This is a genomic window from Neisseria sp. CCUG12390 (genome assembly GCF_047837985.1).
Lineage (GTDB): Bacteria > Pseudomonadota > Gammaproteobacteria > Burkholderiales > Neisseriaceae > Neisseria.
This window is the reverse complement of sequence record NZ_CP181244.1, coordinates 2141070-2166049: the sequence shown is the minus strand read 5'-3', so window position 1 is coordinate 2166049 and position 24980 is coordinate 2141070. Positions and strand designations below refer to the sequence as shown.

22 protein-coding genes are annotated in these 24980 nt (G+C 49.3%); 5 read left to right on the top strand and 17 right to left on the bottom strand.

Features of this window, described 5'->3' with window-relative positions:
• Positions 1–4: 4 nt before the first annotated feature.
• The 15 genes from ACM67E_RS09950 to pilM all read right to left on the bottom strand — a co-directional run bounded on the left by ACM67E_RS09950 (position 5) and on the right by pilM (position 16556).
• The gene (locus tag ACM67E_RS09950; protein ID WP_416191289.1) at positions 5–1081 is read right to left on the bottom strand and encodes a glycosyltransferase family 4 protein; all 1077 of its coding nucleotides are present in this window, start codon (positions 1079–1081) and stop codon (positions 5–7) included.
• A 30-nt stretch (positions 1082–1111) separates the two neighbouring features.
• On the bottom strand, positions 1112–2377 hold the full coding sequence (locus ACM67E_RS09945) for an O-antigen ligase family protein (RefSeq protein WP_416191288.1): 1266 nt from the start codon (positions 2375–2377) through the stop codon (positions 1112–1114).
• Between the two features lie 75 nt (positions 2378–2452).
• Positions 2453–3871, bottom strand: coding sequence for a lipopolysaccharide biosynthesis protein (locus tag ACM67E_RS09940; RefSeq protein WP_416191287.1), 1419 nt, complete (start codon positions 3869–3871; stop codon positions 2453–2455).
• A 159-nt stretch (positions 3872–4030) separates the two neighbouring features.
• Positions 4031–5344: a nucleotide sugar dehydrogenase gene (locus tag ACM67E_RS09935; RefSeq protein ID WP_416192775.1), complete on the bottom strand. Its 1314-nt coding sequence runs from the start codon at positions 5342–5344 to the stop codon at positions 4031–4033.
• 483 nt (positions 5345–5827) lie between these two features.
• Positions 5828–6922 carry a bifunctional diaminohydroxyphosphoribosylaminopyrimidine deaminase/5-amino-6-(5-phosphoribosylamino)uracil reductase RibD gene (ribD, locus tag ACM67E_RS09930; protein WP_416191286.1) on the bottom strand — a complete coding sequence of 365 codons (1095 nt, stop codon included), beginning with the start codon at positions 6920–6922 and terminating at the stop codon, positions 5828–5830.
• A gap of 17 nt (positions 6923–6939) precedes the next feature.
• Entirely contained in the window at positions 6940–7521 is a 582-nt protein-coding gene (locus ACM67E_RS09925) for a cytochrome C (RefSeq protein ID WP_416191285.1), read from the bottom strand.
• A 51-nt stretch (positions 7522–7572) separates the two neighbouring features.
• On the bottom strand, positions 7573–8037 hold the full coding sequence (gene nrdR / locus ACM67E_RS09920) for a transcriptional regulator NrdR (RefSeq protein ID WP_416191284.1): 465 nt from the start codon (positions 8035–8037) through the stop codon (positions 7573–7575).
• A 232-nt stretch (positions 8038–8269) separates the two neighbouring features.
• The gene (locus tag ACM67E_RS09915) at positions 8270–9112 is read right to left on the bottom strand and encodes a class II glutamine amidotransferase (protein ID WP_416191283.1); all 843 of its coding nucleotides are present in this window, start codon (positions 9110–9112) and stop codon (positions 8270–8272) included.
• Between the two features lie 415 nt (positions 9113–9527).
• Entirely contained in the window at positions 9528–10607 is a 1080-nt protein-coding gene (gene aroB, locus ACM67E_RS09910; RefSeq protein WP_416191282.1) for a 3-dehydroquinate synthase, read from the bottom strand.
• Between the two features lie 98 nt (positions 10608–10705).
• Positions 10706–11221: a shikimate kinase gene (locus ACM67E_RS09905; protein WP_416191281.1), complete on the bottom strand. Its 516-nt coding sequence runs from the start codon at positions 11219–11221 to the stop codon at positions 10706–10708.
• Between the two features lie 122 nt (positions 11222–11343).
• Positions 11344–13518 (bottom strand): type IV pilus secretin PilQ, encoded by a 2175-nt coding sequence (pilQ, locus tag ACM67E_RS09900; RefSeq protein ID WP_416191280.1) that lies wholly within the window; start codon positions 13516–13518, stop codon positions 11344–11346.
• Between the two features lie 18 nt (positions 13519–13536).
• The gene (locus tag ACM67E_RS09895; RefSeq protein ID WP_416191279.1) at positions 13537–14139 is read right to left on the bottom strand and encodes a pilus assembly protein PilP; all 603 of its coding nucleotides are present in this window, start codon (positions 14137–14139) and stop codon (positions 13537–13539) included.
• A 19-nt stretch (positions 14140–14158) separates the two neighbouring features.
• A complete protein-coding gene (locus ACM67E_RS09890; protein ID WP_416191278.1) occupies positions 14159–14836 on the bottom strand; it encodes a type 4a pilus biogenesis protein PilO in 678 nt (225 codons plus the stop codon).
• The gene (locus ACM67E_RS09885; protein ID WP_416191277.1) at positions 14837–15448 is read right to left on the bottom strand and encodes a PilN domain-containing protein; all 612 of its coding nucleotides are present in this window, start codon (positions 15446–15448) and stop codon (positions 14837–14839) included.
• Between the two features lies 1 nt (position 15449).
• Complete coding sequence (gene pilM / locus ACM67E_RS09880) at positions 15450–16556, bottom strand: type IV pilus assembly protein PilM (protein WP_416192774.1); 1107 nt, start codon at positions 16554–16556, stop codon at positions 15450–15452.
• Between the two features lie 150 nt (positions 16557–16706).
• Here pilM and ACM67E_RS09875 point away from each other — a divergent pair, with 150 nt between their 5' ends.
• On the top strand, positions 16707–19112 hold the full coding sequence (locus ACM67E_RS09875; RefSeq protein WP_416191276.1) for a penicillin-binding protein 1A: 2406 nt from the start codon (positions 16707–16709) through the stop codon (positions 19110–19112).
• Positions 19113–19219: 107 nt separating this feature from the next.
• On the opposite strand, the gene yihA is transcribed toward ACM67E_RS09875, so the two are convergent.
• Positions 19220–19852 (bottom strand): ribosome biogenesis GTP-binding protein YihA/YsxC, encoded by a 633-nt coding sequence (gene yihA / locus ACM67E_RS09870; RefSeq protein WP_416191275.1) that lies wholly within the window; start codon positions 19850–19852, stop codon positions 19220–19222.
• A gap of 136 nt (positions 19853–19988) precedes the next feature.
• Here yihA and ACM67E_RS09865 point away from each other — a divergent pair, with 136 nt between their 5' ends.
• From ACM67E_RS09865 to ACM67E_RS09850, 4 genes are all read left to right on the top strand, one after another.
• Positions 19989–20612, top strand: a complete 624-nt coding sequence (locus ACM67E_RS09865) for a c-type cytochrome (protein ID WP_416191274.1) — start codon at positions 19989–19991, stop codon at positions 20610–20612.
• 235 nt (positions 20613–20847) lie between these two features.
• On the top strand, positions 20848–22812 hold the full coding sequence (locus ACM67E_RS09860; RefSeq protein WP_416192773.1) for a cytochrome c biogenesis protein ResB: 1965 nt from the start codon (positions 20848–20850) through the stop codon (positions 22810–22812).
• Positions 22796–23983, top strand: a complete 1188-nt coding sequence (gene ccsB / locus ACM67E_RS09855; protein WP_416191273.1) for a c-type cytochrome biogenesis protein CcsB — start codon at positions 22796–22798, stop codon at positions 23981–23983. Before ACM67E_RS09860 ends, ccsB begins: the two co-directional genes overlap by 17 nt.
• 9 nt (positions 23984–23992) lie before the next feature.
• Complete coding sequence (locus tag ACM67E_RS09850; protein ID WP_416191272.1) at positions 23993–24148, top strand: hypothetical protein; 156 nt, start codon at positions 23993–23995, stop codon at positions 24146–24148.
• A gap of 263 nt (positions 24149–24411) precedes the next feature.
• Here ACM67E_RS09850 and ACM67E_RS09845 read toward each other — a convergent pair whose 3' ends face one another.
• Positions 24412–24783, bottom strand: coding sequence for a hypothetical protein (locus ACM67E_RS09845; protein ID WP_416191271.1), 372 nt, complete (start codon positions 24781–24783; stop codon positions 24412–24414).
• Between the last annotated feature and the right edge of the window lie 197 nt (positions 24784–24980).

The window sequence follows — 24980 nt, the reverse complement described above, 5'->3', positions numbered from 1 at the left end:
GGCCTTACATGTCATAAGCAGCCATGGTGGTGCGGTAGATTTCGTCATCGGAACACAGGCGGGCGACGTGTTCGTGCAATGCTTTGCCGATTTGCTGGCGCAAAGCCGGGTTGTGAACCAATTGTTCCACAGCGCCGATAAACTGTTCTTCGTCGCCGAACGGAATGCAGAAACCGGTTTGACCGTTGATGACCATTTCGGAAATGCCGGCCATGTCGTAAGTAACGACGGGTGTGTCGTATAAGCCTGATTCCAAAATGTTGTTGCCCACGCCCGCGCCGTGATCGCCGATGCAGTGGGGTGTGTTGACCAGAATGTCGACTTCCTTGAAATAGCCGGTCAAGTCGCGCACGCCGCCGAGAAACGTTACTTTGTCGTCAATCTGCAAACGCTCGGCCTGTGCTTTCAGGTTTTCCATTTCTTCGCCGATGCCGGCGATGTTCAGGCGGACAGGCAGGCCGCGGTCGATCATTTTTTTGAAAATATCCAGCATCAGATGAACGGCGCGCACAGTATCCAAACGCGACAAAGTACCCAGCATGACATAGTCTTTCTGCGTTTTTTCAGGCACATAATCCACCTTGTGCAAGGCGTTATAGGTATAGGTAACGCGTTCGGCAGGGAAGCCGTGGCGGATGAGTTTCTGCTGCTCGTGTTTGCAGTTGCCGATGATGTACACGCCCAATTTGTCGAATAATTTGGCGATTTTCGGATAGGTTTGCGGGTCAAGGCCGCGGGCGTGGTAGAACACCTTGGTTTTCGGCGATGCGATTTTGGCGGCAACGGCGCAGGCAGGGACGATACGCGCCATTTGGCAGTGAACCACATCGGGTTTTTCCTGCCGCAGCATCTTCATGTAGGCGAACATCGCTTTGATATATCCGGCTTTTCCGCCTTGGTAAAAATCGATGGGAAACCAACGGATGCCGAGTTCCTTTGCCTCTTTAATCAAAGGGCCGTCTGAAGAGGCCAAAATGATGTCGTGGCCGCGCGCTTTCAGTAAGCGGCCTAAACGGAAGGTGGCGTTTTCAGTGCCGCCGAGTCCGTCCATCGCAGAGGTTAAAACAATTTTTTTCGTCATAATCGTTTCTTCTTTGTCTATTTTGACCAATCAGGCAGCCGCATATTTTTTACTGAATAAGGGCAGCGTGCTGTAAATAAATATCATAAAGCAGGGGAACCAAATAAACGGCATCCTGAAAATGGTCGACGGAATAAAGCCCGCCAATAAAAACAGTCCCATCGCCAGCCATGCGATGAATTTTTGTTTGGAACGCAAACCGCCGCTCGCAACGGTTTGCAGCATGTAGTACAGCACATAAGCCGCAAAAGCCAACAGGGAAATGATACCGAAGCCCAAATACAGCTCGATGATGAAGCTGTGCGGATTTTCAAATCCCAAACTGCCGCTCAGATGTCCGGCAAAATATTCGCGGAAATTTTTCGGTCCGTAGCCATACAGCAAAAGCGGCGGATTGTTCCAGAAATAATTGTAGATTTCCTGCCGGTATCCCACCGAATTGTCGCTTTCCAAATCAAAAAGAAACAGATACAGACGGGAGGAAATGTTTTCCAGGAATACGTTTTCGTTGAGAGACAATAAAAAGTTTCCAATCCACTCTTTGGGAATCAGAGACAGCACGATACCGCTGATTAAAAGCATCAAAGCCGTAATGACCGCATTGTTTCGGTAAATCAAATTCAATAAAAACAGAATAATGTAGCAAAGCGTCGCCGTTCGCGATGCGCTGGCAAAAATCACGGCTCCTAAGGATAAAAACAGCAGCCATCCTATGATTTTGTCTTTCGGTCGCGCGTCCACATTAAAAAACAGCAACACCGCAGGTGCGAAACACAGTGCGGCGGTTCCCAAGTTATTGGGATTGAAGAAAAAGCCTTTGATAATCCCCGAGTCGACCGCCAATACTTCGTTGGACTGTACGAATTGAAACCCTGTCGCTACTTCGATAACCGGCGGAATGACCATACATGCCACAAAGAATATTAATGTCCGGCGGATAAAGACCAAAGGTTCTTCATGTCTGCTGATGATTAAATATAAAAGGTAAAACAGGCTCGGCAGAGAAAGGAAAAACAGCGTATCCATAAATTGGATGCGCGAAAGCGTTGAAATCCAAAGATGAATTCCGCCCCAATAAGCCATGACGAATACGGCCGATAAAGTATAAAACACGTTTCTCGGAATACGTTTTGCTTCAAATACCGCAATAACGGCCGTAGCCAAAACGATGAACACCGTCAATGGGTTGTCAATGCGGGGAATGCCGACACGATACGACAGCGCAGGCCCCAGCATGTATGAAAAAATCATCAGGTAGAAAAGAGCGGTATAGATTTTTAGTGCTTTTATTTTCACATTCATTCCTAAATACGGTGTACACGAAATCATCCGGATGATTGTCTGCCGCGAACACCGTTTGATGCTTAAGGGTTATTTCTTCAATCTGTTTTTTACCGTATTCAACGCAGCCGACAATTGGTTCTTGTGGAAGAAAACCAGTCCGGCCAAACCGGCTGCCCAAATCAGCGCAAAAATAAAATAATTGCTCCGGGTGCCGAAATAAGTGTAACCGATACACACCGCCAAACAGAAAACGGCGTTGGTATACAGTTTCAGACGGGGCATTTGCTGCCAGAGTTTGGAAGAAAGCTCCGTTTTAATGATGAAGAATACGCAGAACGACACCGCACTGGCGATTGCCGCGCCTTTGGCTCCCAGTGCAGGAACCAGAAATCTCAAGAGCGTCAGATTTACGGCCAGGCACAAAAAATTAATGACCGTAATGACCCATGTTTTCTTAATCACGTTTAAACCGATGCCGCTGACCTCGGTGAGCGTATAAAACAGCGGAAACAACAGGCTGGAGAGCAGAATAAACTGAACCGGTTCATATTTCGGCGGCAGAATCCATGTCACCACCGGCGAAAAAATACCGACGATACAGACTATCGCGCTGATTAATACGGTCATCGAGACGGCAATGTGACCGATTTTGTCTAAATTTTCGTTATCCTTTACCCATTTGAACACCATCGGTGCCCAAATGGTGGAAAAAATGCTTTGGAAGATCAGCGCAACCGCGCCGAAATTGACGGCCATCGAGTAAATCCCCAATTCTTCGAGGCTGGCCATTTCTTTCAAAACAAAGCGGTCTACCGATGTAAATCCCCAATAAGCCAGATTACCGAATGCCAAGGGCAGGCCGTAGCGCAAGGCTTTATCATAAGATTCTTTCGACCAAGGGACTTGAGCCGCCGATTTCAGCTCCCTCCGGGTTTGGTAAACCAAAATCATGACCGTGACAAACTGAGCGGCGGTATAAGACACGACCAATCCGAATGTATTTTTGGGGAGACCGAGTGCGACAAAAAGCAACACAAAAGCCAGAATAAAAAATTTCGGTATCAGTTGGCTGATTGAAAATGCAAAAGCCTTTTCCTGCATACGCAAAATCAGCGACAGAAACCTGGCAAATAGGGCAGTGCTTAAAAAGAGCAGAAACAACAAGCCCAAAGTGCCGTCGGCCAAATCGAATACCAAACCGGACGGCCATGCTGGATTCCACCATGCAATAGCCGCAGAGCCGAGTGTAACCAGTAAAAACGGCAGTGTTGCCAGAGACTTAAACAAAGAAGCTTTATTGTCCGCTTCATAATAGTCCCGGATATATGCCTGATCGAGACCTAAGCCCAAAACCAGAATAATCAGGCCTGATACGGTTTGCAGAAACACAATACGCCCGATGTCGTCGGCAGGGAAATACCATGAGATTAACGGCAGGGAAACCAGCCCGAATGCAGCACTGCCGACAGGCCCCAGTGCATAACCTAAAATTTTGCGTGCGTTCATAAAATAACCGTTTCAGACGGCCTCGCTGTGCCTTGGCCGAAATTTTCTGCTATTTAGACATCATATCAGTCTGTCAGCAGTTTTTCAGCTTTCTTGGGCCGTCTGAAAAGACAAACCGCCCAAGAAAGCCGGCTGGATGACAACCAGCCAGCCTTTGGATTACGCTTTGATGACTTTCGGATTTTTTACAGAGAATTTGCCGCGCGTATCCACGATTAATTTCGCGTGTTCGGCAATCATTTCATAATCGAATTTGTCGTGGTCGGTGGTGAGCACCACGCAATCAAAGCGTGCGATGTTTTCCGGTGTCAGGGCTTCGCTCTTCAAATCGAAGTAGTGGTGGCCGGGAATATGCGGAAATTCGGCAACGTGCGGGTCGGCATAAGAGATTTGCGCGCCCAGTTTCTGCAAACGGTCCATCACTTCCACCGACGGGCTTTCGCGCATATCGTCGACGTTTTTCTTGTAAGCAATGCCTAAAATCAGGATTTTGCTGTCTTTGATGGAACGGTTGTGCTCGTTTAAGCCCAAGCCGACTTTTTGGATGACATAGTCCGGCATGTATGAATTGACTTCGCCCGCCAACTCGATAAAGCGGGTATTGACGCCATATTCGCGCGCTTTCCAAGTCAGGTAGAACGGATCGATCGGGATGCAGTGGCCGCCCAAGCCGGGGCCGGGATAGTAGGCAACGAAGCCGAACGGTTTGGTTGCTGCCGCGGCAATGACTTCGTGAATGTCGATGTCCATTTTATCGGCGACGATTTTCATTTCATTTACCAGGCCGATATTGACGGCGCGGTGGATGTTTTCCAGCAGTTTGGTCAATTCGGCGGCTTTGGTGCTGCTCACCGGTACGACTTTATCGATGGCGGGTTGGTACAGCGCGATGCCCACTTCCAGACACGCAGGCGTGTGTCCGCCGATGACTTTGGGAATGGTACGGGTTTCAAAATTGGGGTTGCCCGGATCTTCGCGCTCGGGCGAATAAACCAAGAATACGTTTTCACCGACTTTCAGACCGCCTTCTTCCATGCGCGGCAGCAATTCTTCTTCGGTGGTGCCGGGGTAGGTGGTCGATTCCAAAGACAATACTTGGCCTGCGCGCAAGTACGGTTTGACGGCATCGGTGGTGTCTATGACATAGCTGATGTCCGGTTCGCGGTATTTGTTGAGCGGGGTGGGAACGCAGAGGATGATGGCTTCCACTTCGCCGATGCGGGAAAAATCGGTGGTTGCTTCAAACAGGGATTGGCTGGCGGCGGCGATTTTCTCAGACGGGATATGCTCGATATAGCTTTCGCCTTTGTTGAGTTTGCTGACTTTGGTTTCGTCAATGTCAAAACCCACGACTTGATAGCCGATGTCGACATAACGCAGCATCAGCGGCAGACCGACATAACCCAAACCGACGATACCGATTTTTGCAGTTTTATCGGCAAATTTTTGGATGGTGATATTTTTCATGATAATTCTCATGTAAGTGATAGAAACGGGTAATAAAACCGATGTCCGAAACGGCTTTCGTGACCTGTTTTGCCGTCATACGGCACGGTTTGCGAGAAGGCGGGTCGGCTTTACGGTTTTAAAGATTCGCAGGCAAAGCGAACATAAGCTTTTCTAAGATTCTTTTTTTCTGAAAAAGTTTTGTCGGGAGAGAATGGAGTTATCCGGCCATTCCATGATTATTGAAAACCATTAGGTATAACATAATGGAATAAATGATTATAGATATATGATATTTAATGGATAAATTGTTTTTATCGACTGAAGGGCGTGTCTGTTTCTGAAAAATAAAATTCAAACTTGTTTGCGTTTATTAACATTTTTTAGTCATAAGGCCAATTAATTTGAGTATAACCGGATGGAATTTTTTTATGAGGGATAATGTTTACACCGCAGTATTGGTTATCTAATCCTTCCGGTTGTTTTGCGTCGATTGCAATTTAACGTTTTTTAACGAATCAACGTCCATTTGATATCCGGACCCAACTGTTCCACGCTGCGGGTAAGCCATGCCGGAGGGTGCTTCAGTGCGTCCGGATTTTCCGCCGTTTCAAACAGAGATTTTCCGGGATTGCCCAAAATTTTCGGCGATTGGTAGAGCACGATTTCATCGGCCAAGTCCGCTTGGAGAAAGGCAGTGTTAAGCGTGGCACCGGCTTCCACCATCAATTCGCCGATGCCTCTTGCAGCCAGCATTTCCAAAAGGTGGTTCAAATCAATGCGCCGGTGATTTTCAGACGGCCTGATGATGTCGATATGCGGATAAGCCAGATAAGGCTGCCAACGCGTTTCGTCTTCGACCAAGGTGACAATCAGCGTCGGACTGAGGCCGTCTGAAACCAGATGGCTGTCCGACGGGGTTTGCAGTCGGCTGTCCAAAACCACGCGGACAGGCTGGCGCAGGGTAGGAAAAGCGCGTACGTTCAAACGCGGATTATCGGCCAAGACCGTGCCGATTCCGGTCAATACGGCGCAGCTTTCGGCGCGCATCTGCTGCACATCGTTTCTTGCTGCTTCGCCGGTTATCCATTGGCTTTGGCCGTCTGAAAGCGCGGTTTTGCCGTCCAAGCTGGTGGCGCATTTGAGCCGCACATAAGGCCGCTTGCGTTCGATGCGTGACAGGAAACCGCGGTTGAGTTCGCGCGCTTCCTGTTCGAGCAGACCGCTCTGGGTTTGAATGCCTGCTTCGGCCAGCATCGCCAAACCTTTTCCCGCCACCAACGGATTGGGGTCGGTCATGGCAGCCACGACGCGCGTGACACCACTTTCGATCAAGGCTTTGGCGCAGGGCGGAGTGCGTCCGTAATGGCTGCAAGGCTCAAGCGTGACATAGGCCGTTGCCCCTTTTGCCATGTTGCCGGCCTGACGCAAAGCGTGTACTTCGGCGTGCGGTTCGCCTGCTTTGACATGATAGCCTTGGCCGACGATTTGCCCGCCGTGTGCAATCACGCAGCCGACACGGGGATTGGGTGAGGTGGAAAAACGCCCCAACCGGGCAAGGGCAAGGGCGTTTTGCATCATCAGAGTATCTGTTTCGCTAAACATGTTTTCAGACGGCCTTTTTATTTGACAAGATTGACGTCTTTTAAGACAACAGCCAGCTGCTCGGCCGAAGCGGTGGGCGAACTGGCGCATACGGTATAAATATCGGTTTCGTGAATGGCAATGCAATTTTCGGAGAGTGTGCCGCCGTCTGCATCGGTTTGTGAAAATTGATAATTCATGCGGTTGTCGGTGGCGATGCCGACGCGCATGTCAGTCATGCCCGGAGCCGACTGAAGGGCTTCTTTCAGATGGGAAAAATAGGCTTTCGCATCGGTTTTGGCCTTGCCCAAATTGCCGGCGTAGAGGGTAATGTCGGACGAGGGATCACGCTGCAACAGGGTCAGTTCGTCAGCGGCGATGCCGTCGGGATGCCAGCTTTTGTCTCCGATAATATCGGCGAAGCGGCCGTTTTCAATCACGATACGGATTTTACCGTCTTGGCTGTTGAGCGTCTGTATCGTGTTTTCCTGTTTGGCCGGAGCGGAGGCTGCCGGGGCTTCGGAAACTGCGGAAGCCGCTTCGGCAGGCGTGTCGTTGACTTTGCTGCATGCGCTCAGGATGAGGAAAACGGGAATAGACCATAAAATTTTTGTGTTCATGACATGTGTGCTCATTGTCCGGGCAGGGCTGTGCGGCGGTTTCAGACGGCCTTATTTGGCTTGCGGCGATTGCGGTAGGGTGGCAATCGCCTGGGTGAATTCCGAAACATCTTTAAAACTCTTATAAACCGACGCAAACCGTACATAGGCCACTTGGTCGATTTTGGCCAATTCTTCCATCGCCATTTCGCCGACCAGTTGGGAAGGGACTTCCTTTCTGCCCAGTTGGTAAAGCCGCTGCTCAATCAGCGCAACGGTTTCGTCGATTTTTTCAGGAGAAACCGGGCGTTTGTGCAGGGCGCGGGAAAGGCTGGTGTGGAGTTTGTGGGGATTGAAATTGACGCGGCTGCCGTTGGTTTTCAACACTTGCGGCATACGCATTTCAACGGTTTCGAAAGTGCTGAAACGCTGTCCGCAAGACACGCAGCGGCGGCGGCGGCGGATGCTGTTGGTTTCTTCCAGCAGGCGCGAGTCGGTAACCTGTGTGTTGGCGTGTTGGCAGAACGGACATTTCATATGCAGCTAAATCGTTTGTTTGTAAATAGTTATTGTAACTGATAGCCGTATGCCCGTATAGCGGAAATCAAATCAGGCCGTCTGAAACGGTAAGGGTTTCAGACGGCCTGATTTTATGGACGGAACCGACAGAATAAAACCGCGTGGGCAGCGAGTGCACACCATGACCAGGCCGTCTGAAAAATATTTTAGAAAAAAGATTTCGGGTGTACACCGAGACTGAGGCACGATTTCAGCAGGATACGCCGACCGCCCGCGCCAATGCCAAGCCTTCTTCGACGCTCATATAAAGCGAGGTATGTGGTTTGTCCGAACGGACGATGTCGCCCTGCCGGAACATCACCAATTCGTTGACTGCCAACTGATGCCAAGTTTCGTCACGGGTCAGGGGCAGGGTGGCGATGACGGCGACTTTGTCGTCGGGGGTGGTGACTTCGGCAAAATCGACGGTTACGTCGTCGTCCAACAAACGGGCTTTGCCGAACGGCGCTTTGCGCACGATATAGTGCAGGAGCGTGCTGGCGTGGGCAAACAGGCAGTCGCCGTTGGACATGACAAAATTAAACAGGCCGTAGGCGCGGATTTCGTGGGTCAGTTCGCTGACGGCGGTAAATAAAGCGGCTTCGTCGGGCTTTTCTTCAAACTGCCGACGCAGGCTGTTGAGAATATAGCAGAATGCGCGTTCCGAATCGGTGCAGCCGACGGCACGGTAAAATCCGCCTTGTTCCGGTGAAAAATCAATCAGATGGCCGTTGTGGGCAAACAGCCAGTATTCGCCCCACATTTCGCGTACGAAAGGGTGGGTGTTGGCCAGAGAGGTCTGTCCCTGTGAGGCTTTGCGGATGTGGGCAATGACGTTTTCCGACTTGATGGGGTAGTCGCGCACCAAGTCCGCCACCGGCGAATTTGCGCTCGGTTTGTCGTCATGAAACAGGCGCACGCCTTTGTCTTCGAAAAAACCGATGCCGAAACCGTCGGCATGGTGGTCGGTAATGCCGCCGCGCCGTCTGAAACCTTCAAACGAGAACGTGATGTCGGTGGGGGTGTTGCAGTTCATGCCGAGCAGTTGGCACATGGGGTAAAACCTTTATGATAAGAACGGGATGCTTGAATTATGGTATATCGGAAAAGGGTTTTCAATAGTTTTGCGGTGTGATGGTCAGCGTGAATGGGCATGTGGTTTGAGGCCGTCTGAAAAGACATGGGTGCAGTCCGGGGTTTCAGTCCGGCTTCATTCTGATTTGGGTTAAATGAATGCCGGTATGATTTTATCCCGAGGCCTTTGCAAAACCCGAAAATATTCAGAAATCTCTAATCCGTCATCAGCTGCGCAAGTCCGCTAGCTTCCCCTGTGCAGCTAATGACGGACATTGGTTTTCAGGCTTGAATCAGGTTTTGCAAAGTCTGAGGCCGTCTGAAAGTTTGCTGTCCGTCACGTTTTTTAATGAAGAAATGGTTTCAGACGGCCTTTTGCTGACGCCATCCGGTTTCTACAAATAAGGCTGCAACGTGCGCTCCAGGACAGCCATATCGGTAATTTCCGTGATATTGGCTTCGCCTAAACGGTTCAAACCGATAAAACGCATCACGCCGCTGCTGACTTTTTTGTCGTGGCTCATGTGTCCGATCCATTTTTCAAACGCAAACTTCGGCGGTGCGGACGGCAGTTTGGCGGCCTCGAGCAGTGCGGCGATGCGCCGGGTGTCGGCTGCGGTGGTTTTGCCCAGCTGCTCAGACAAGCGCGCCGCCAATACCATTCCGGCGGCCACAGCTTCGCCGTGCAGCCAAACGCCGTAGCCCATTTCGGCTTCGATGGCGTGGCCGAATGTGTGGCCCAAATTCAGCCATGCGCGGATGCCTTGTTCGGTTTCGTCCTGCGCCACGATGCCGGCTTTCATTTTGCAGCAGTGGTAAACCGCTTGAGCGAGTTTTTCGGGATGTTGTGCCATTAAATCGGACATGTTTTGTTCCAGCCAGGCAAAGAAATCGATGTCTCCGAGCGCGCCGTATTTAATGACTTCAGCCATACCTGCGGACAATTCGCGCTGCGGCAGGGTGTGCAGCGTATTTAAGTCGGCGAGTACGGCTTGCGGCTGGTAAAACGCGCCGATCATGTTTTTGCCTAAAGGGTGGTTGATGGCCGTTTTACCGCCGACGGAAGAATCGACTTGGCTCAACAGGGTAGTGGGCACTTGGATAAACGGCGCGCCGCGCTGGTAGGTTGCGGCGGCAAAACCGACCATGTCGCCGATGACGCCGCCGCCGAGTGCGATTAAGGTGGTTTTGCGCTCGGCGCGGTTTTGCATGAGACCGTCGAAAATCAGGTTTAAAGTTTGCCAGTTTTTATGTTCTTCACCGTCGGGAAGAATGATGCTGAAATGCGCAATGCCGAGTTTGTCCAAGGCCGTCTGAAAACTTTCCAAATAAAGCGGGGCAACGGTTTCATTGGTAATGACAGCGGCTTTGTTGGTCAGGTAAGGCCGCAGCAATTCATCGGCTTGCACCAACAGGTTTTGGCCGATGAAAATCGGGTATTGATGCGAAGGGGTTTGGACGCTCAGGGTGTACATGATGGTTCCTAATGGGGTCTGTCTGCGTTAAAGGCCGTCTGAAAGACATGAAGGAACTCTGTTTTCAGACGGCCTCTGACATGGGATGGTCATTGGTCTCAACCGGCTTGAAGGACATTGAGCAGACGGTTGACGGTTTTTTGATAATTTTCCGATTCGATGACCAGATGCGCGGTTTCGCGGTAGATGCGGTCGCGGATGTCGTAAAGCTCTTGCAGCTTGGCCAACGGATCTTCAACCTGCAGCAACGGGCGGTTAGTGTCGTATCGGGTGCGTTCCAGCAGGATTTCGGGACGGGTATGCAGATAGACAACCGTACCGTGTTCTCTCAAGCATTTGCGGTTTTCTTCACGCAGGGGCGCGCCGCCTCCGGTCGATAATACAATGTTTTCCAGAGCACACAATTTTTTGAGCATATTGCTTTCACGGTCACGGAAGCCCTGTTCGCCTTCCATCTCGAAAATGGTGGGGATAGAAACGCCGGAAGCGACGCATATTTCATGGTCGCTGTCGTAGAAAGGGCGGTCGAGCATTTGGGCGATGTGTTTGCCCAAAGTGGTTTTTCCTGCGCCCATCAGTCCGATAAAGATTAAGTTGCCGTTGATTTTTTCCATAATAACGGCATTCTATACGAAATTGGCAGGAAAATGTTTTATGGTGAGTATCAGTCGGTTTTTACGCAAGGAAATATTAAAACGGGCATACATTTGAAAATATGTATGCCCGTTTGGTTGGGTTAGTAGCGCAAATTATTTCCTACGCTGTCCATAATGCGCGGTGTGATGAATACTAGCAATTCACGGCGGTTTTCTTCGCGGGCGCGTGATTTGAACAGGTTGCCCACTACCGGGATATCGCCCAACAAAGGTACTTTATTGACATTGTTGGAGGATTCTTCCTCATAAATGCCGCCGACAATTAAGGTGCCGCCATCTTCCACCATGGCTTGAGTATTCAGGCTCTTGGTGCTGATACACATGGTGCTCAAAGAATCCACGGTACATGGTTGCGGCGTATCTTTATTGATTTTCACCGTCATGATGATTTGGCCGTCAGGCGTGATATTCGGCGTTACCGTCAAGCCCAATACCGCTTTTTTGAACGATACCGAAGTCGCACCGCTGGAGCTGGCTTCCTGGTAAGGGATTTCCGTACCGGCTTCAATCGTTGCCTCTTTGCGGTCTTGGGTGAGTACACGCGGATTGGAAATGGTTTTGCTCTTGTTTTGGCCTTCTGCCGCAGACAATTCCAATCCTAATGCACCGGAAGCAACCGAGCGTACCAAGGCAATCGATGTGGCCGCTGCGTTGGTAGTCGGCAGGCTGATGTTCGGGCTGAATTCCAAAGCATTTAAGGTCGGAATGGTCGCAGAGCCGCTTAAGATAGCATTGGCTCTAGTGACGTTGTTGTCATAATTGGTGGAATTGTTTTTCAGTGCGTTTGACAGGTTCGAACCCCAAGTGTTGCGACCCCTTACACCGTTATAGCCGAATTTTACGCCCAAGTCGCGTGAAAAGCCTTCATCGGCTTCCACGATACGCGCCTCTACCATCACTTGACGTGTCGCTACGTCCAATTCTTCAATCAGCTTGCGGAATTTCTCAATGACGGTGCGGTTGTCGGTAATGATCAGGGTATTGGTAGCCGGATCGATCAAGGCGCTGCCGCGGTCACTCAGCAATGTGTTGCGGTTGTTGCTGCCGCTGCTGCCGCCGTTCTCGTCAATACGCAGAATCTTGCGGAATTCTTCGACGTTTTTGTATTTCAATTGGAAGGTCTGTGACAGCAACGGACCGAGTTCGGCAATCTCTTTTTCTGCTTGCAGGAAAGCCTTGTCTTTGGCCAAAAGTTCGTCACGCGGCGCGATATTGATGATATTGCCTTGGCGGCGCATGTCTAAGTTGCGCGCCTGCATCACCAAATCCAATGCTTGATCCCAAGGCACATCTTTTAACGATAAGGTCATTTTGCCGTTAACCGTATCGCTGGCCACAATGTTCACACCTGATTCTTTGGACAAAATCTGCAAAATGGTACGGACTTCCACATCTTGGAAATCCAAAGAGATTTTGCGGCCGTTAAAGGATTTGTTGGCATTGTTTTTCAAGCCGCGGCTTTCGATAGCCGCAGTTTTCGGTACGATTTCAAAAGTATGGCGGCCGGCAGCAGATTTACTGCTGACATCCCAGTTGCCTTTTGTGCGGATAATCAGTTGGGTGGCGTTGCCGATACGTTTCAAAGTGACGTTTTGTACCGGCGTATTGAAGTCGCCTACGTCCAGATTACGTTGCGCCTGGGTAGGTAACGGATGGTTTTTTAAAGTAATCACCATGCGGTCGCGCTCTTGTTTGACTTCAGGGCTGCCTGAGAAGGTCGGAGCGGATAATTCTACGATGCCGGAATTGCGCGAACCTTTGCGGAAGTCAATGTTGGCACTGGTGGCAACTTGGCCGGCCTGGGTAGCGCGCGGTGCGGCAGCGGGCGCAGAGGCGGAATAAGTGGCAGCCGGTGCAGCCACATTTTGATCTGCAGATTCGCTGACATATACCCATACTTCATCGCCACGGATTTCGGTGTTGTATTGGCCTGCTTTATTCAGACCGAGCAGAATGCGGGCTCGGTCGTTATTCTGAGCTGCGGTAATCTGGTTCAACAGAGGATCAGAATATTCCAAAACAGGCTGAGGCAGTTGGATGTTGGTATTGGCAAAATCCAAAGCGATGCGGGCAGGTGTAGAAGTCACAAAGCCGGTAGGGCTGGTTATGTCTTTGTCAAATCGGATTTTGATGATTTTTTGATTGTCGGGCAAAGTAGATACATTGATGTCGGTAATGTTACCGGCAAAGGCCGTCTGAACAGCCATCGCGATACTCAGGCCGGCAAATAATCTTGTCATGCGTTTGGTTTTCATAAAGTGAGACCCCTTAAATTAATTTGGAACAATAGCTGTATTATTGCTGTCAGACTCGGGCGGAGGCGCTGCAGTGCTTGGCGCGGATTGCGGCAGATTATTGCTGCCGTTTCCATCTGACTGATTGCTCAGCGGTAATTCTGCCGTCCGGTATACCCAGTTTCCGTAGCTGTCTTCAACCATTTCGGTGATGACAATTTTATCTTCGGTAATTTTTTGGATTTTACCGTGGTTTTGTCCGATATAGTTACCTGGTACGACGGTATAGACGTGGTTTTCAGCCTGAACGAAGCCGGAGACTTTTTGGCCGCCTCTCAAGCTGCCGACATAGCGCAGGTTTTCCAGGCTGAATGCTTCCAGTGTTTCTTTTTGGCGACGCAGGTTAGGTGCGTTGCCGTTGCCGGATATAATGGTCTGCAACCGTCGGGAATCGAAAGCGTTAAGGCCGCTATAACCCGGTGGTGTATAAGCTTTGGGAGGGATTACGGTAGGCGCTTCAAAAGGAATAACGTGTTTTTCGGCATCCTTGCGTGTCTGCGCCATCCATTGATTTAAATCATCATAGGTCGGCGTACAGGCCGTAATACCTAAGATACCCAAGAGTAAGATAGTATTTTTCATGATTTCCCTATATTACTTTTTAGTTTTTCGGCTGCTCGGAAGTGTCTTGGCCGTTGGCTTCTTCCTGTGCAGCTTTTTGTTCTGCGGCAACTTCTTCGGCAGGACGTGCTTTGTAAGTGGTTGCTGTTGCACTTAAGGTCAGCAGGCTGCCTTTACCGTCTTTGCTGTTTTTGTCTTCCGAAGATTGGACAATTTTCAGTGACTCCAATGTGATGATGCGGGACAGTTCGCCGACATCACGGGTAAATTGGCTGATTTGGTTATATTTTCCTGTTACGGCAATGTCGTAAGGAAGTTTTTGAATCGGCCCGTCATTTACCGGAGGCTGAGGAATCACGCTGTCCAAACGTAAACCGTTTGTCGAACCGGCTTGATGCAGTTCCTGAATCAATGTTGGAATCTCGGCATCGGTCGGCAACTGTTTCAGCAATACATCAAATGCAGAGCGGATGGATGTTAATTCCGCTTGCAGATTGTTCAAGCTGGCGGCTTCGATGCTTTTTTGAGTGTAAGTCTCTTTCAGCTTGACCTCGGTTTCTTCTTGCTGCGCTAAGGTTTCCAATTGTGTACGGAACAGGGCAAAATAACCGACAACCAAAATTGCCAATACGGCTAAGATGGCTAAGAACCATTTTGCAGGATTATTGAGCAGGTAGAGGTTTTGAACGTCGATATCTTTTAATTTTTTAGCAGCCATTTAGTTTGCCTCCTGTTCTTGTACGGTTGGTAAGGCAACTTCTGAGGCTGAAGCATTGGCAGCAGGAGCAACAGTTTGCGAAAGTAACACGCGCAAGGTAAATTCTTGGTAGTTGTCTACTTTTTTAATGCTCAGTAACTCAGGTTGGGAGAAAACGCCTGTGCTTGGCAAAGCGCGCATGAATACGGCAATCTTATTGTCGCTGATGGCGCGTCCGGTGACTTTATAAGCGGTTGCGCTCTCTGCTTCGAGCGAGGTCAGATAGGTATTATCAGGCGTTAAAACATTTAAAGTGTCGATGATATATGCAGCTTGTGAGCGTTTTTCCTGCAATTCTTCCACTTTGATTTTTTTTGCCAAGAAGTTTTCTTTCTCAGCCTGTAGTTTTTTAATTTCGCCTAAATCTTCATCTAATTTTTTGATTTCGGATTCTAAAAAAGCATTTCTACCTTGCTGGCTGCCAATGGCGTTTTCAATACTCAAATAAGTGAGAACGGATAACCCCAACCCCGTAAGCAAAGCGGTCAGCATGAGTAATTTGAACTGTTGCTTTTTCCGCTGTCTAATTTCTTCCCTATAGGGAAGAAGGTTGATTTTAATTAATTCAATCATATTACAATCCCCTTAAAGCTAATCCGAAAGCCATGGTTAAAGATGGCGCATCTATTTGTAATTGTGACAAATCTATCTTGCTGTTTCTTTCGGTGTAAGTCACCGGATGGACGCATTGTGTCGGTGTATTGGTCTGCGAGAAAATGCTCTCGGCCAAGCCGATTTGTTGGGATGATGCGCCGGTTAACAAGATGTGCTTGATGTTCGAGAATGTTTCCGTATTCTGCGTGGTATAGTAAAACTGCAGGACACGCTGCACTTCTTGGGCAACCTGTACATTGAACCGATCGGCGACTTGGGTTTGGTAATCAGACGGGCGCGTGTCGGCAATCATCATCTGGGCTGCTTTTTCTTCGGTAACCTGATAAGTTCGCTGGATTAGTTGGTTTAACTGCTCGGTACTGACCGGTGTTTCCTGCTTATACAGTATCTGGCCGTTTTGCATAATCAGAGCATACATTTGAGTGGCATAGATACCGAAGACGGCAATTTTTTCGTTGGTCAATTCGGGTGCGTGATGGTTAATCCAATAAGTGTAGGCATTGCGCTGAGCCAAGAGATCCAAATCCATCGCAGACAAATCCATACCGGCACTCTCAAACATTTCAATGCGAGGTTCGATGTCGTCTTTTTTTGATGCAACCAAAAGCACTTGCTGACCTGCAGGGGAAACGGAAGTGCCAGTGACTTGATAGTCATAGCTCATCTCATCGATGGGGCCGATTTGGGTAATTTCGGCTTCAGCGAAATCTTCCAAGTCCAAATCAGTATCTTTGGTGTTGTAGATAACTTGTTCTACGGTAGCAGCGCTTTGGGGAATGGCGGCTACAAAATTTTTGCATGATGTACGCAGCTGGGTATAGCTGTGTTGCAAATATGTGACAAGTTGTTCGTAGTCTTGAATTTTATTGCCTTTGACAATATTCTTAGGCAGTTTGGTAATAACGTATTTTTCCAACTGGATTTGGTTTAAACTACGGCCTGACAGCTGAACCATCTTGATGGCGTGCTGCGTGATATCTACCCCAATGGCAGCACGGTTGCTTAGGCTTGTAGCGGCTTTATTGGTTTTTGTCGTTGTATTTTTAGTGCTTTTTGATAAGCGCATCATATGACTTCCCTGTATCATTACGAGTGAGTAACGGTTTCGATATTCTTAACGAATTCTTTTTCTTTACACATTTGTAACTGTGTCTTGTAGAAACCGTTAGCTATTTTACTTTATTTAATGCATTTGATGGCAAAATATTAATTAGTCATGATTAAAAAGATTATAACAACTTGTATCGGGTTGCTTTTGGGTTTGGTTCTTTTCGGTATCGGATTGATTGCAATAGCGATTTTAGTGACCTATCCCAAGCTTCCTTCGCTGGATACTTTACAACACTATCAGCCTAAGATGCCGTTGACGGTATATTCTTCAGATGGCCAGGTGATTGGGCTTTATGGCGAAGAGCGCCGTGAGTTTACGAAAATTGCAGATTTCCCGAAAGTTTTGAAAGATGCGGTAATTGCTGCTGAAGACAAACGCTTTTATGAACATTGGGGTGTGGATGTTATCGGTGTGGCCAGGGCGACTGTCGGCAATTTGGTTGCAGGGGGGGTTCAGTCCGGCGCCAGTACCATTACCCAGCAAGTAGCCAAAAATTTTTACTTGAGCAGCGAGCGTACTTTTACCCGTAAATTCAACGAAGCATTGCTGGCTTATAAAATCGAACAGTCTCTGAGTAAAGATCAGATTTTGGAGCTGTATTTCAACCAGATTTATTTGGGGCAGCGTGCTTATGGTTTTACTTCTGCTGCCCAAATTTATTTCAATAAAAGCGTTAAAGATTTGTCGCTGGCTGAAGCCTCGATGCTGGCAGGATTGCCGAAAGCGCCTTCCGCTTATAATCCGATTGTCAATCCGGAGCGTGCAAAAATGCGTCAAACCTACATCTTGAACAACATGTTAGATGAAGGAATGATTACTATGCAGCAACGTGACCAAGCAATTAAGGAAGAATTGCATTATGAACGCTTTGTTCAGAAAATCGATCAAAATGCCCTTTATGTTGCCGAAATGGTACGTCAGGAACTCTATGAAAAATATGGTGAAGATGCGTACACACAGGGTTTCAAGGTTTACACAACGGTCAGTACCGAGCATCAGAAAGCCGCAACTGCCGCTTTACGTCGTGCTTTAAGGAATTTTGACCGTGGGAGCAGATACCGTGGAGCGGAAAATTATATCGATTTGTCGAAATCTGACAATATTGAGGAAACCGTCAGCCAGCATCTTTCTACGCTCTATACCGTAGACGGAATGGTGCCTGCTGTTGTGTTGGATACGGCAAAGCAAAGCATACAGATTCAGTTGCCCAGCGGTCGGAAAGCGACATTGGGAAGCCGTTCTTTAGGGTTTGCCGCGCGTGCGGTCAATAATAAGAATATGGGTGATGACCGTATCCGGCGCGGATCGATTATCCGAGTGAAGGGCAGCGGTGACAGTTGGACGGTGGTTCAAGAGCCATTGCTGCAAGGTGCGCTGGTATCATTGGATGCCAAGACCGGTGCGGTGCGTGCTTTGGTTGGCGGATATGATTACCATAGTAAAACCTTTAACCGTGCCACCCAAGCTATGCGTCAGCCGGGTTCCACCTTTAAGCCTTTTGTGTATTCGGCAGCCTTGGCTAAGGGGATGACTGCATCGACGCAGATTAACGATGCACCGATCTCGCTTCCCGGAAAGGGTCCGAACGGTACGGTATGGTCACCGAAAAATTCAGACGGCCGTTATTCGGGTTACATTACCTTGCGTCAGGCATTGACTGCATCTAAGAATATGGTCTCCATCCGCATTTTGATGTCGATCGGTGTAGGCTATGCGCAGCAGTATGTTCAGCGGTTCGGATTCAGGCCGTCTGAAATTCCGGCTACTTTGTCGATGGCCTTGGGTACGGGTGAGACCACACCTCTGAAAATGGCGGAAGGCTATGCAGTATTCGCCAACGGTGGCTATCGTGTTTCTGCTTATGTTATTGATAAAATCTACGATAGCCAGGGTCGCCTGCGTGCGCAGATGCAGCCTCTGGTGGCAGGTGAGAATGCGCCTCAGGCAATTGATCCCCGTAATGCCTATATCATGTATAAAATTATGCAGGATGTCGTCCGGTCGGGTACGGCTCGTGGTGCAAGTGCGGTCGGGCGTTCGGATATTGCCGGTAAAACGGGTACGACCAATGACAACAAAGACGCATGGTTCATCGGCTTTAACCCGAGTGTCGTGACGGCGGTATATATCGGTTTTGACAAGCCGAAAAGCATGGGGCGTGCGGGTTACGGCGGCACAATTGCTGTGCCGGTTTGGGTTGAATACATGCGGTATGCATTGAAAGGAACGAAAGTGGCCGGTATGAAGGCTCCGGAAGGAATGGTCACCAAGAACGGGGAGTATTACATGAAGGAGCGTCAAGTTACCAGCAGCGATTTGGCTTTGGATAACAGTGGTAGTGTGCCTAGGGCAAATAATACGCCACGCCGCCAGCGTTCCACTACTCCTAATCGTGAAAGTGCAACACGACGACAGGATTCGGAAGCACCGCAATCAGCTCCGGTAGAGACACCGTTGCCGCCAACCAATAGTAATAGCGGCGGCAACAGACAACTGGATTCGTTGTTCTAAATCATCAGGAAAAGGCCGTCTGAAAATTTTCAGACGGCCTTTGTTTTCTATTCGGCGGCGATTTGCGGTTTATCAAAACTATACCGCCTACGCTTGGTTACAATGATTCAATCATTTTGTTGCAGGCCGGATATTTCTGCCTGATGGCGGGCAAACCATTTGCCGATGACTTGATTTACTTCTTCGATGCCGTGTTTTTTCAGGCTGGAGAACAATTGAATGCTGATGCTTTGGCGTTCTGTGTAAGGTTTGAGTGCCTTTTTCACTTCCCCTAAGGTTTTGATTTGGTCGTTTTTAGAAAGTTTGTCGGCTTTTGACAACAAAATATGTACCGGTCTGCCGGTGGCATGGAAAAAGTCCAGCATTTGGATGTCCAAGGCTTTCAAAGGATGGCGTGCGTCCATGATCAACACCAAACCGATGAGTTGTCTGCGCGTCTGTAAATAGTCCCCCAGCAGTTTTACCCAGTGCGCACGGATGGCTTCAGGAACTTGGGCATAGCCGTAACCGGGCAAATCGACCATAAAATTACCGTTCGCCAGCTCAAAAAAATTGATATGCTGGGTACGACCGGGTGTTTTGGAAACATAAGCCAGGCGCACATGATTGGTAAGGGTGTTAATCGCGCTGGATTTGCCCGCATTACTGCGTCCGACAAAGGCAATTTCGGCCGGCGTGTCCGGTAAATCTTTCAAATGATTAACGGTGGTGAAGAATTTTGCGTTTTGGAAGAGATTCATAGTAGTAATTTAATGTAAATTTAGTATAGAATACCATGTTTATAGGATCATCGGTTTTGATCGGTTCGAAATATCCGGTATTTGAGTATAAAAAAGGCATTGTTTCGGTACGCAATGCTGCAATCAGGAGCACTCCATGAAACGATTCACTTTATTGGCTTTGGCCTTGGCGGCAGGGGCAGTGACTGCGGCGCCGAAGGCCGATGTGGCAAAAGGCAAGGAAATCGCAAACAATGTTTGCGCGGCGTGCCATGCTGCCGACGGTAACAGCGGCATTGCCATGTATCCGAAAGTATCGGCACAACACGCAGCCTATATTTTCCAACAGACGATGGATATTAAAGAAGGCAAACGCGTCCACGGTTCGGCTGCGGCGATGAAGCCGTTGGTGATGGGGTTGTCCGAACAAGACATCCGTGATGTATCCGCATTCTATGCCAAACAGCAGGCCAAGCCGGGTGAAACCAATCCGAAGGAAAATCCGGAATTGGGCGCGAAGATTTTCCGTGGTGGTTTGGCGGATAAAAAAGTACCGGCCTGTATGTCTTGCCACGGCCCGAGCGGTGCAGGTATGCCGGGTGGCGGTGCGGATATTGTCGCTTATCCGCGTATCGGCGGCCAGCATAAGGCATATATCGTGGCGCAAATGCAGGCCTACCAATCGGGTCAGCGTGAAAACGCCATGATGCAGGATATTGCCAAACGCATGTCGGCCGAGGAATTGGATGCCGTGGCCAACTTTATCCAAGGTTTGCATTAATTTGCACGATTACGCAATTCTATAATTAAGGCCGTCTGAAAGAATTTGATTTCAGACGGCCTTAAGCACATACACTAACAAATCATTTAAAATAATAATCGATGTTTTCTGATTAATTGGTTTGGGTGATTTATACTCTATAGTTAAAGCTGTTGTAGAGAATCCACATTTTATGAGCGTTACTCAAAAAACTGTTCCGTTTATCCGCCGGCCATGGTTCGCATTTTTAAGTTCCATGCGGTTTGCCGTTGCCTTGCTCAGCTTGCTGGGGGTGGCTTCGATTATCGGTACGGTCTTGCAGCAAAACCAGCCGCAAGTGAACTATGTCGTCAAATTCGGCCCGTTTTGGTCGCAGATATTCGGTTTTCTGGGCTTGTATGATGTATATGCGTCGGTTTGGTTCGTCATCATCATGCTGTTTTTGGTGATTTCCACCAGCCTGTGCCTGATTCGCAATGTGCCGCCGTTTTTGCGTGAGATTAAATCGTTCCGCGAAAATGCCAAAGAAAAATCATTGGCCGCCATGCGCCATTCGATTGAACTGCCGCAAAATATTCCGCCTGAAGTGGTGCAGCGTTATTTGGAAGTGCAAGGCTTTGCTGCCAAAACCGTGCAACGTGAGGACGGTTCGGTTTTGGTGGCGGCCAAAAAAGGCGCAATGAACAAATGGGGTTATATTTTTGCCCACGTTGCCTTGATTGTGATTTGTCTCGGCGGTTTGATTGACAGCAATCTGCTGCTGAAAGTCGGTATGCTGACGGGGCGTATCGTGCCGGACAACAATGCCATGTATGCCAAAGATTTCAAGCCGGAAAGTGTGTTGAGCACCGCCAATCCGTCTTTTCGCGGCAACGTCAACATCAACGAAGGGCAAAGTGCCGACGTGGTGTTTGTGAACGCGGATAGCGGTATGCTGGTGCAGGATTTGCCGTTTGAAGTTAAGCTGAAAAAATTTCATATCGATTTTTACGATACCGGTATGCCGAAAGATTTTGCCAGCGATTTGGAAGTCACCGACAAGGCTACCGGTGAAAAAATCGAGCAAACCATCCGCGTCAACCATCCGCTGACTCTGCACGGTATCACGATTTACCAAGCCAGCTTTGCCGACGGCGGTTCGGATTTGAAATTCAAGGCATGGAATTTGAGCGATCCGAGCCGTCAGCCGGTTGCATTGAAAGCCACATCGATGCGCGAGTTTCCGTTCAATGTCGGCGACACTTCCTACCGTTTGGAATTCGATCAGTTTACGGCGATGAATGTCGAAGACATGAGCAGGCCGTCTGAAAAGGCGGATGCCGGATTGCAGGATACGATTAATGATGTCCGCGCGGTTTCGCAGGAAAACAAAAAATTTACCAATATCGGCCCGTCCGTCGTCTACCGTTTGCGCGACAGCGCGGGGCAGGCCGTAGAATATAAAAACTACATGCTGCCGATTAAGCAGGAAGAAGACTATTTTTTCATCACCGGTACGCGTTCGGGTTTGGCACAGCAATACCGCTGGCTTCGGATTCCGGCGGATAAAAGCGGTAAAGCCGATACTTTTATGGCTTTGCGGGAATTGCTGAAAGACGAAGCTGCGCGCAACAAAGTGGTTGCACAAGCCACGCTCGGTGCGCCGTCTGAAATCAGTGCGCAATTCAGGCAGGCTGCAGGCAATACCTTGAGTATTTTTGCACAGGGCGGCTATTTGGCTTTGGATCAGTTCGTCACGCAGAATATCCCCAAAGAGCAGCAGGAAAAAATGCAGGGTTATTTTTATCAAATGCTGTTCGGTGTGATGAATGCCGCTGTTGACGAGACGCTGAAAAAATACAATTTACCCGATTGGCCGCAAGACGAAGCGCGCAACCGTTTTGTTCTGCACAGCATGGATGCCTATACCGGCCTGACCGAGTACCCCGCACCGATGCTGCTGCAATTGGACAGCTACACCGAAGTGCGCTCCTCCGGCTTGCAGATGACGCGTTCGCCGGGGGCTTCATTGGTGTATTTAGGCTCGGTATTATTGGTTTTGGGTACGGTTTTCATGTTTTATATCCGTGAAAAACGCGCATGGCTGCTGTTTTCAGACGGCCGTATCCGTTTTGCCATGTCATCCAGCCGCAACGAGCGCGATTTACAGAAAGAATTTCCGCAACACACCCAGCGTCTGCAACAGCTGGCGAAGGATTTAAACCATGACCATTCAAAATAAAGCCGTGCCCGAACACGAGCTGTTAACACACAAATCATTCATGCGCAGCCTCAATGCTGTCGATTGGGTATTTGCCTTAATCATCGCTGCTATCGCCTATTTTGCGCAAACCCATGTCGGTCATCACATGGATATCTACGAAGTGGTGATTTTGTGGGCAAGCGTCGGCATTGCCGTGTTTTTGGGCTGGTTCTTCAAACCGATGCGCTGGTATACCGTGTTGTGTCTGGCTTTGGCCTACGGTGCGGTCAATCTTTACGCAGGCGACATCAAGCATTCGGACGGCTTTTTGCTGAAATATTTCCTGAGCAGCCAGTCGGCGATTATGTGGCAATGCGCGTTTGTATTTTTCGCGTGGTTTGCCTATATTGCCGGAGCCGTTTTGGCTAACCGCCAACAACAGGAAACCAATACCCTGCTCGGCATGGGCACGGTGTTCGGTTGGATCTCCGCCGTTGCCGGCTTTACCGGCCTGCTGGTGCGCTGGCACGAAAGCTATCTGCTGCGTCCCGATGCGGGGCACATTCCCGTGTCGAACCTTTACGAAGTGTTTATCCTCTTCCTGGTGATTACCGGACTGATGTATGTCTATTACGAAGGCCGCTTTGCCGTGCAGAAACTGGGCGGATTCGTCTATACCTTTATGGCGGCAGTCGTGTGTTTTGTGTTGTGGTACAGCATTTCGCGCGAAGCGCACACCATTCAGCCGCTGATTCCCGCTCTGCAGTCTTGGTGGATGAAGATTCACGTTCCGGCCAACTTCATCGGCTACGGCGCATTCTGTATCGCCGCGATGCTGGGCGTGGCCGAACTGTGGGCGATTCGTGCCGAAAAACAAGGCCGTAAATCATGGCTTCCTGCGTCGCAAACCATTGAAGAAGTGATGTACAAAGCGATTGCCGTCGGTTTCCTGTTTTTCACCATCGCCACGATTCTGGGCGCGCTGTGGGCGGCGGACGCGTGGGGACGTTATTGGAGTTGGGATCCGAAAGAAACCTGGGCGTTTATCGTGTGGCTGAACTATGCGGTCTGGCTGCACCTGCGGCTGGTGGCCGGTTGGCGCGGCCGAGTGCTGGCGTGGTGGGCGATTATCGGCTTGTTCGTCACCGCATTTGCCTTTATCGGCGTGAACATGTTCTTAAGCGGCCTGCATTCGTACGGTACGCTGTAAGCCTGACAAATGCCCAAAGGCCGTCTGAAATTTGATTTTCAGACGGCCTTCTTCATGGATTCGGACATTGCCGGTCTGAGCGGCAAAAATTCGACTGACGGCGGACACCAAATCGCCGTACGCTTGGCTGGTATGGAAGTGTGCGCCGGGCGGCACAATGGCTGAGACCTTTGCAAAACTCAATTTGAACTAAGAAAACTATACTCGTCATTCCCGCGCAGGCGGGAATCCAGAACGTCAAATTATTGAAATAGTTCAATATTCCTGAAGCTGATAGGTCTGGATTCCCGCCTGCGCGGGAATGACGGTTTAAAGATTTCTAAAAATTTACCAGTTTTGCAAAGGCCTCTGGCTGTCGGGTTCAGATCGGATAACAAAAGCCGTCTGAATTTTTCAGACGGCCTTTGTTTCATTTATTTCAAGTCAAATCAGTTTTTATCCAAGTCCAAATCGGCTTTGTATTCGATACGGCCGTGGTCTTTGTCTTCAATCGAAACGTCCAGCTCTTGCCGGCCGCGTTTGAATTTCAGATCCGCATCATCCCGTTTGATTTCCGATTCCACCACTTTGAAGCCTTTGCTCCTGGCGTGGGCAATGACTTTTTTAGCCAGCGAAGGAATCGAGGTGCCGCGTGCGGACAATTCCGCCACATATTCGAATTCGCCGTTGCCTTGGCGGTCGGCTTTCACGGTTTTGGCACCGGCAGGTTTGTAGATTTCAGACGGCAGGTTGGCGGCAAACGCGCTGGCGGAAAACAATGCCAATACGCCGGTCAGCATCAAAGATTTGGTTTTGTTCATGATGGCTTCCTTTTTAGGGGATAACGTTCATGCGGCGCATTGTAGCGGTTGCCTGAAACAGAAGGCAAGCGGTTAAACCGGGTTTTACTTATCTCGGTTTTTCAGTGGTCGGATTTACGGCTCTTTGCAAAGAAATGCAGAACTCATGCAAATCCATGCAGTTGAATTACTGCTTTTCCTAAAAGCCGTATAGCGGT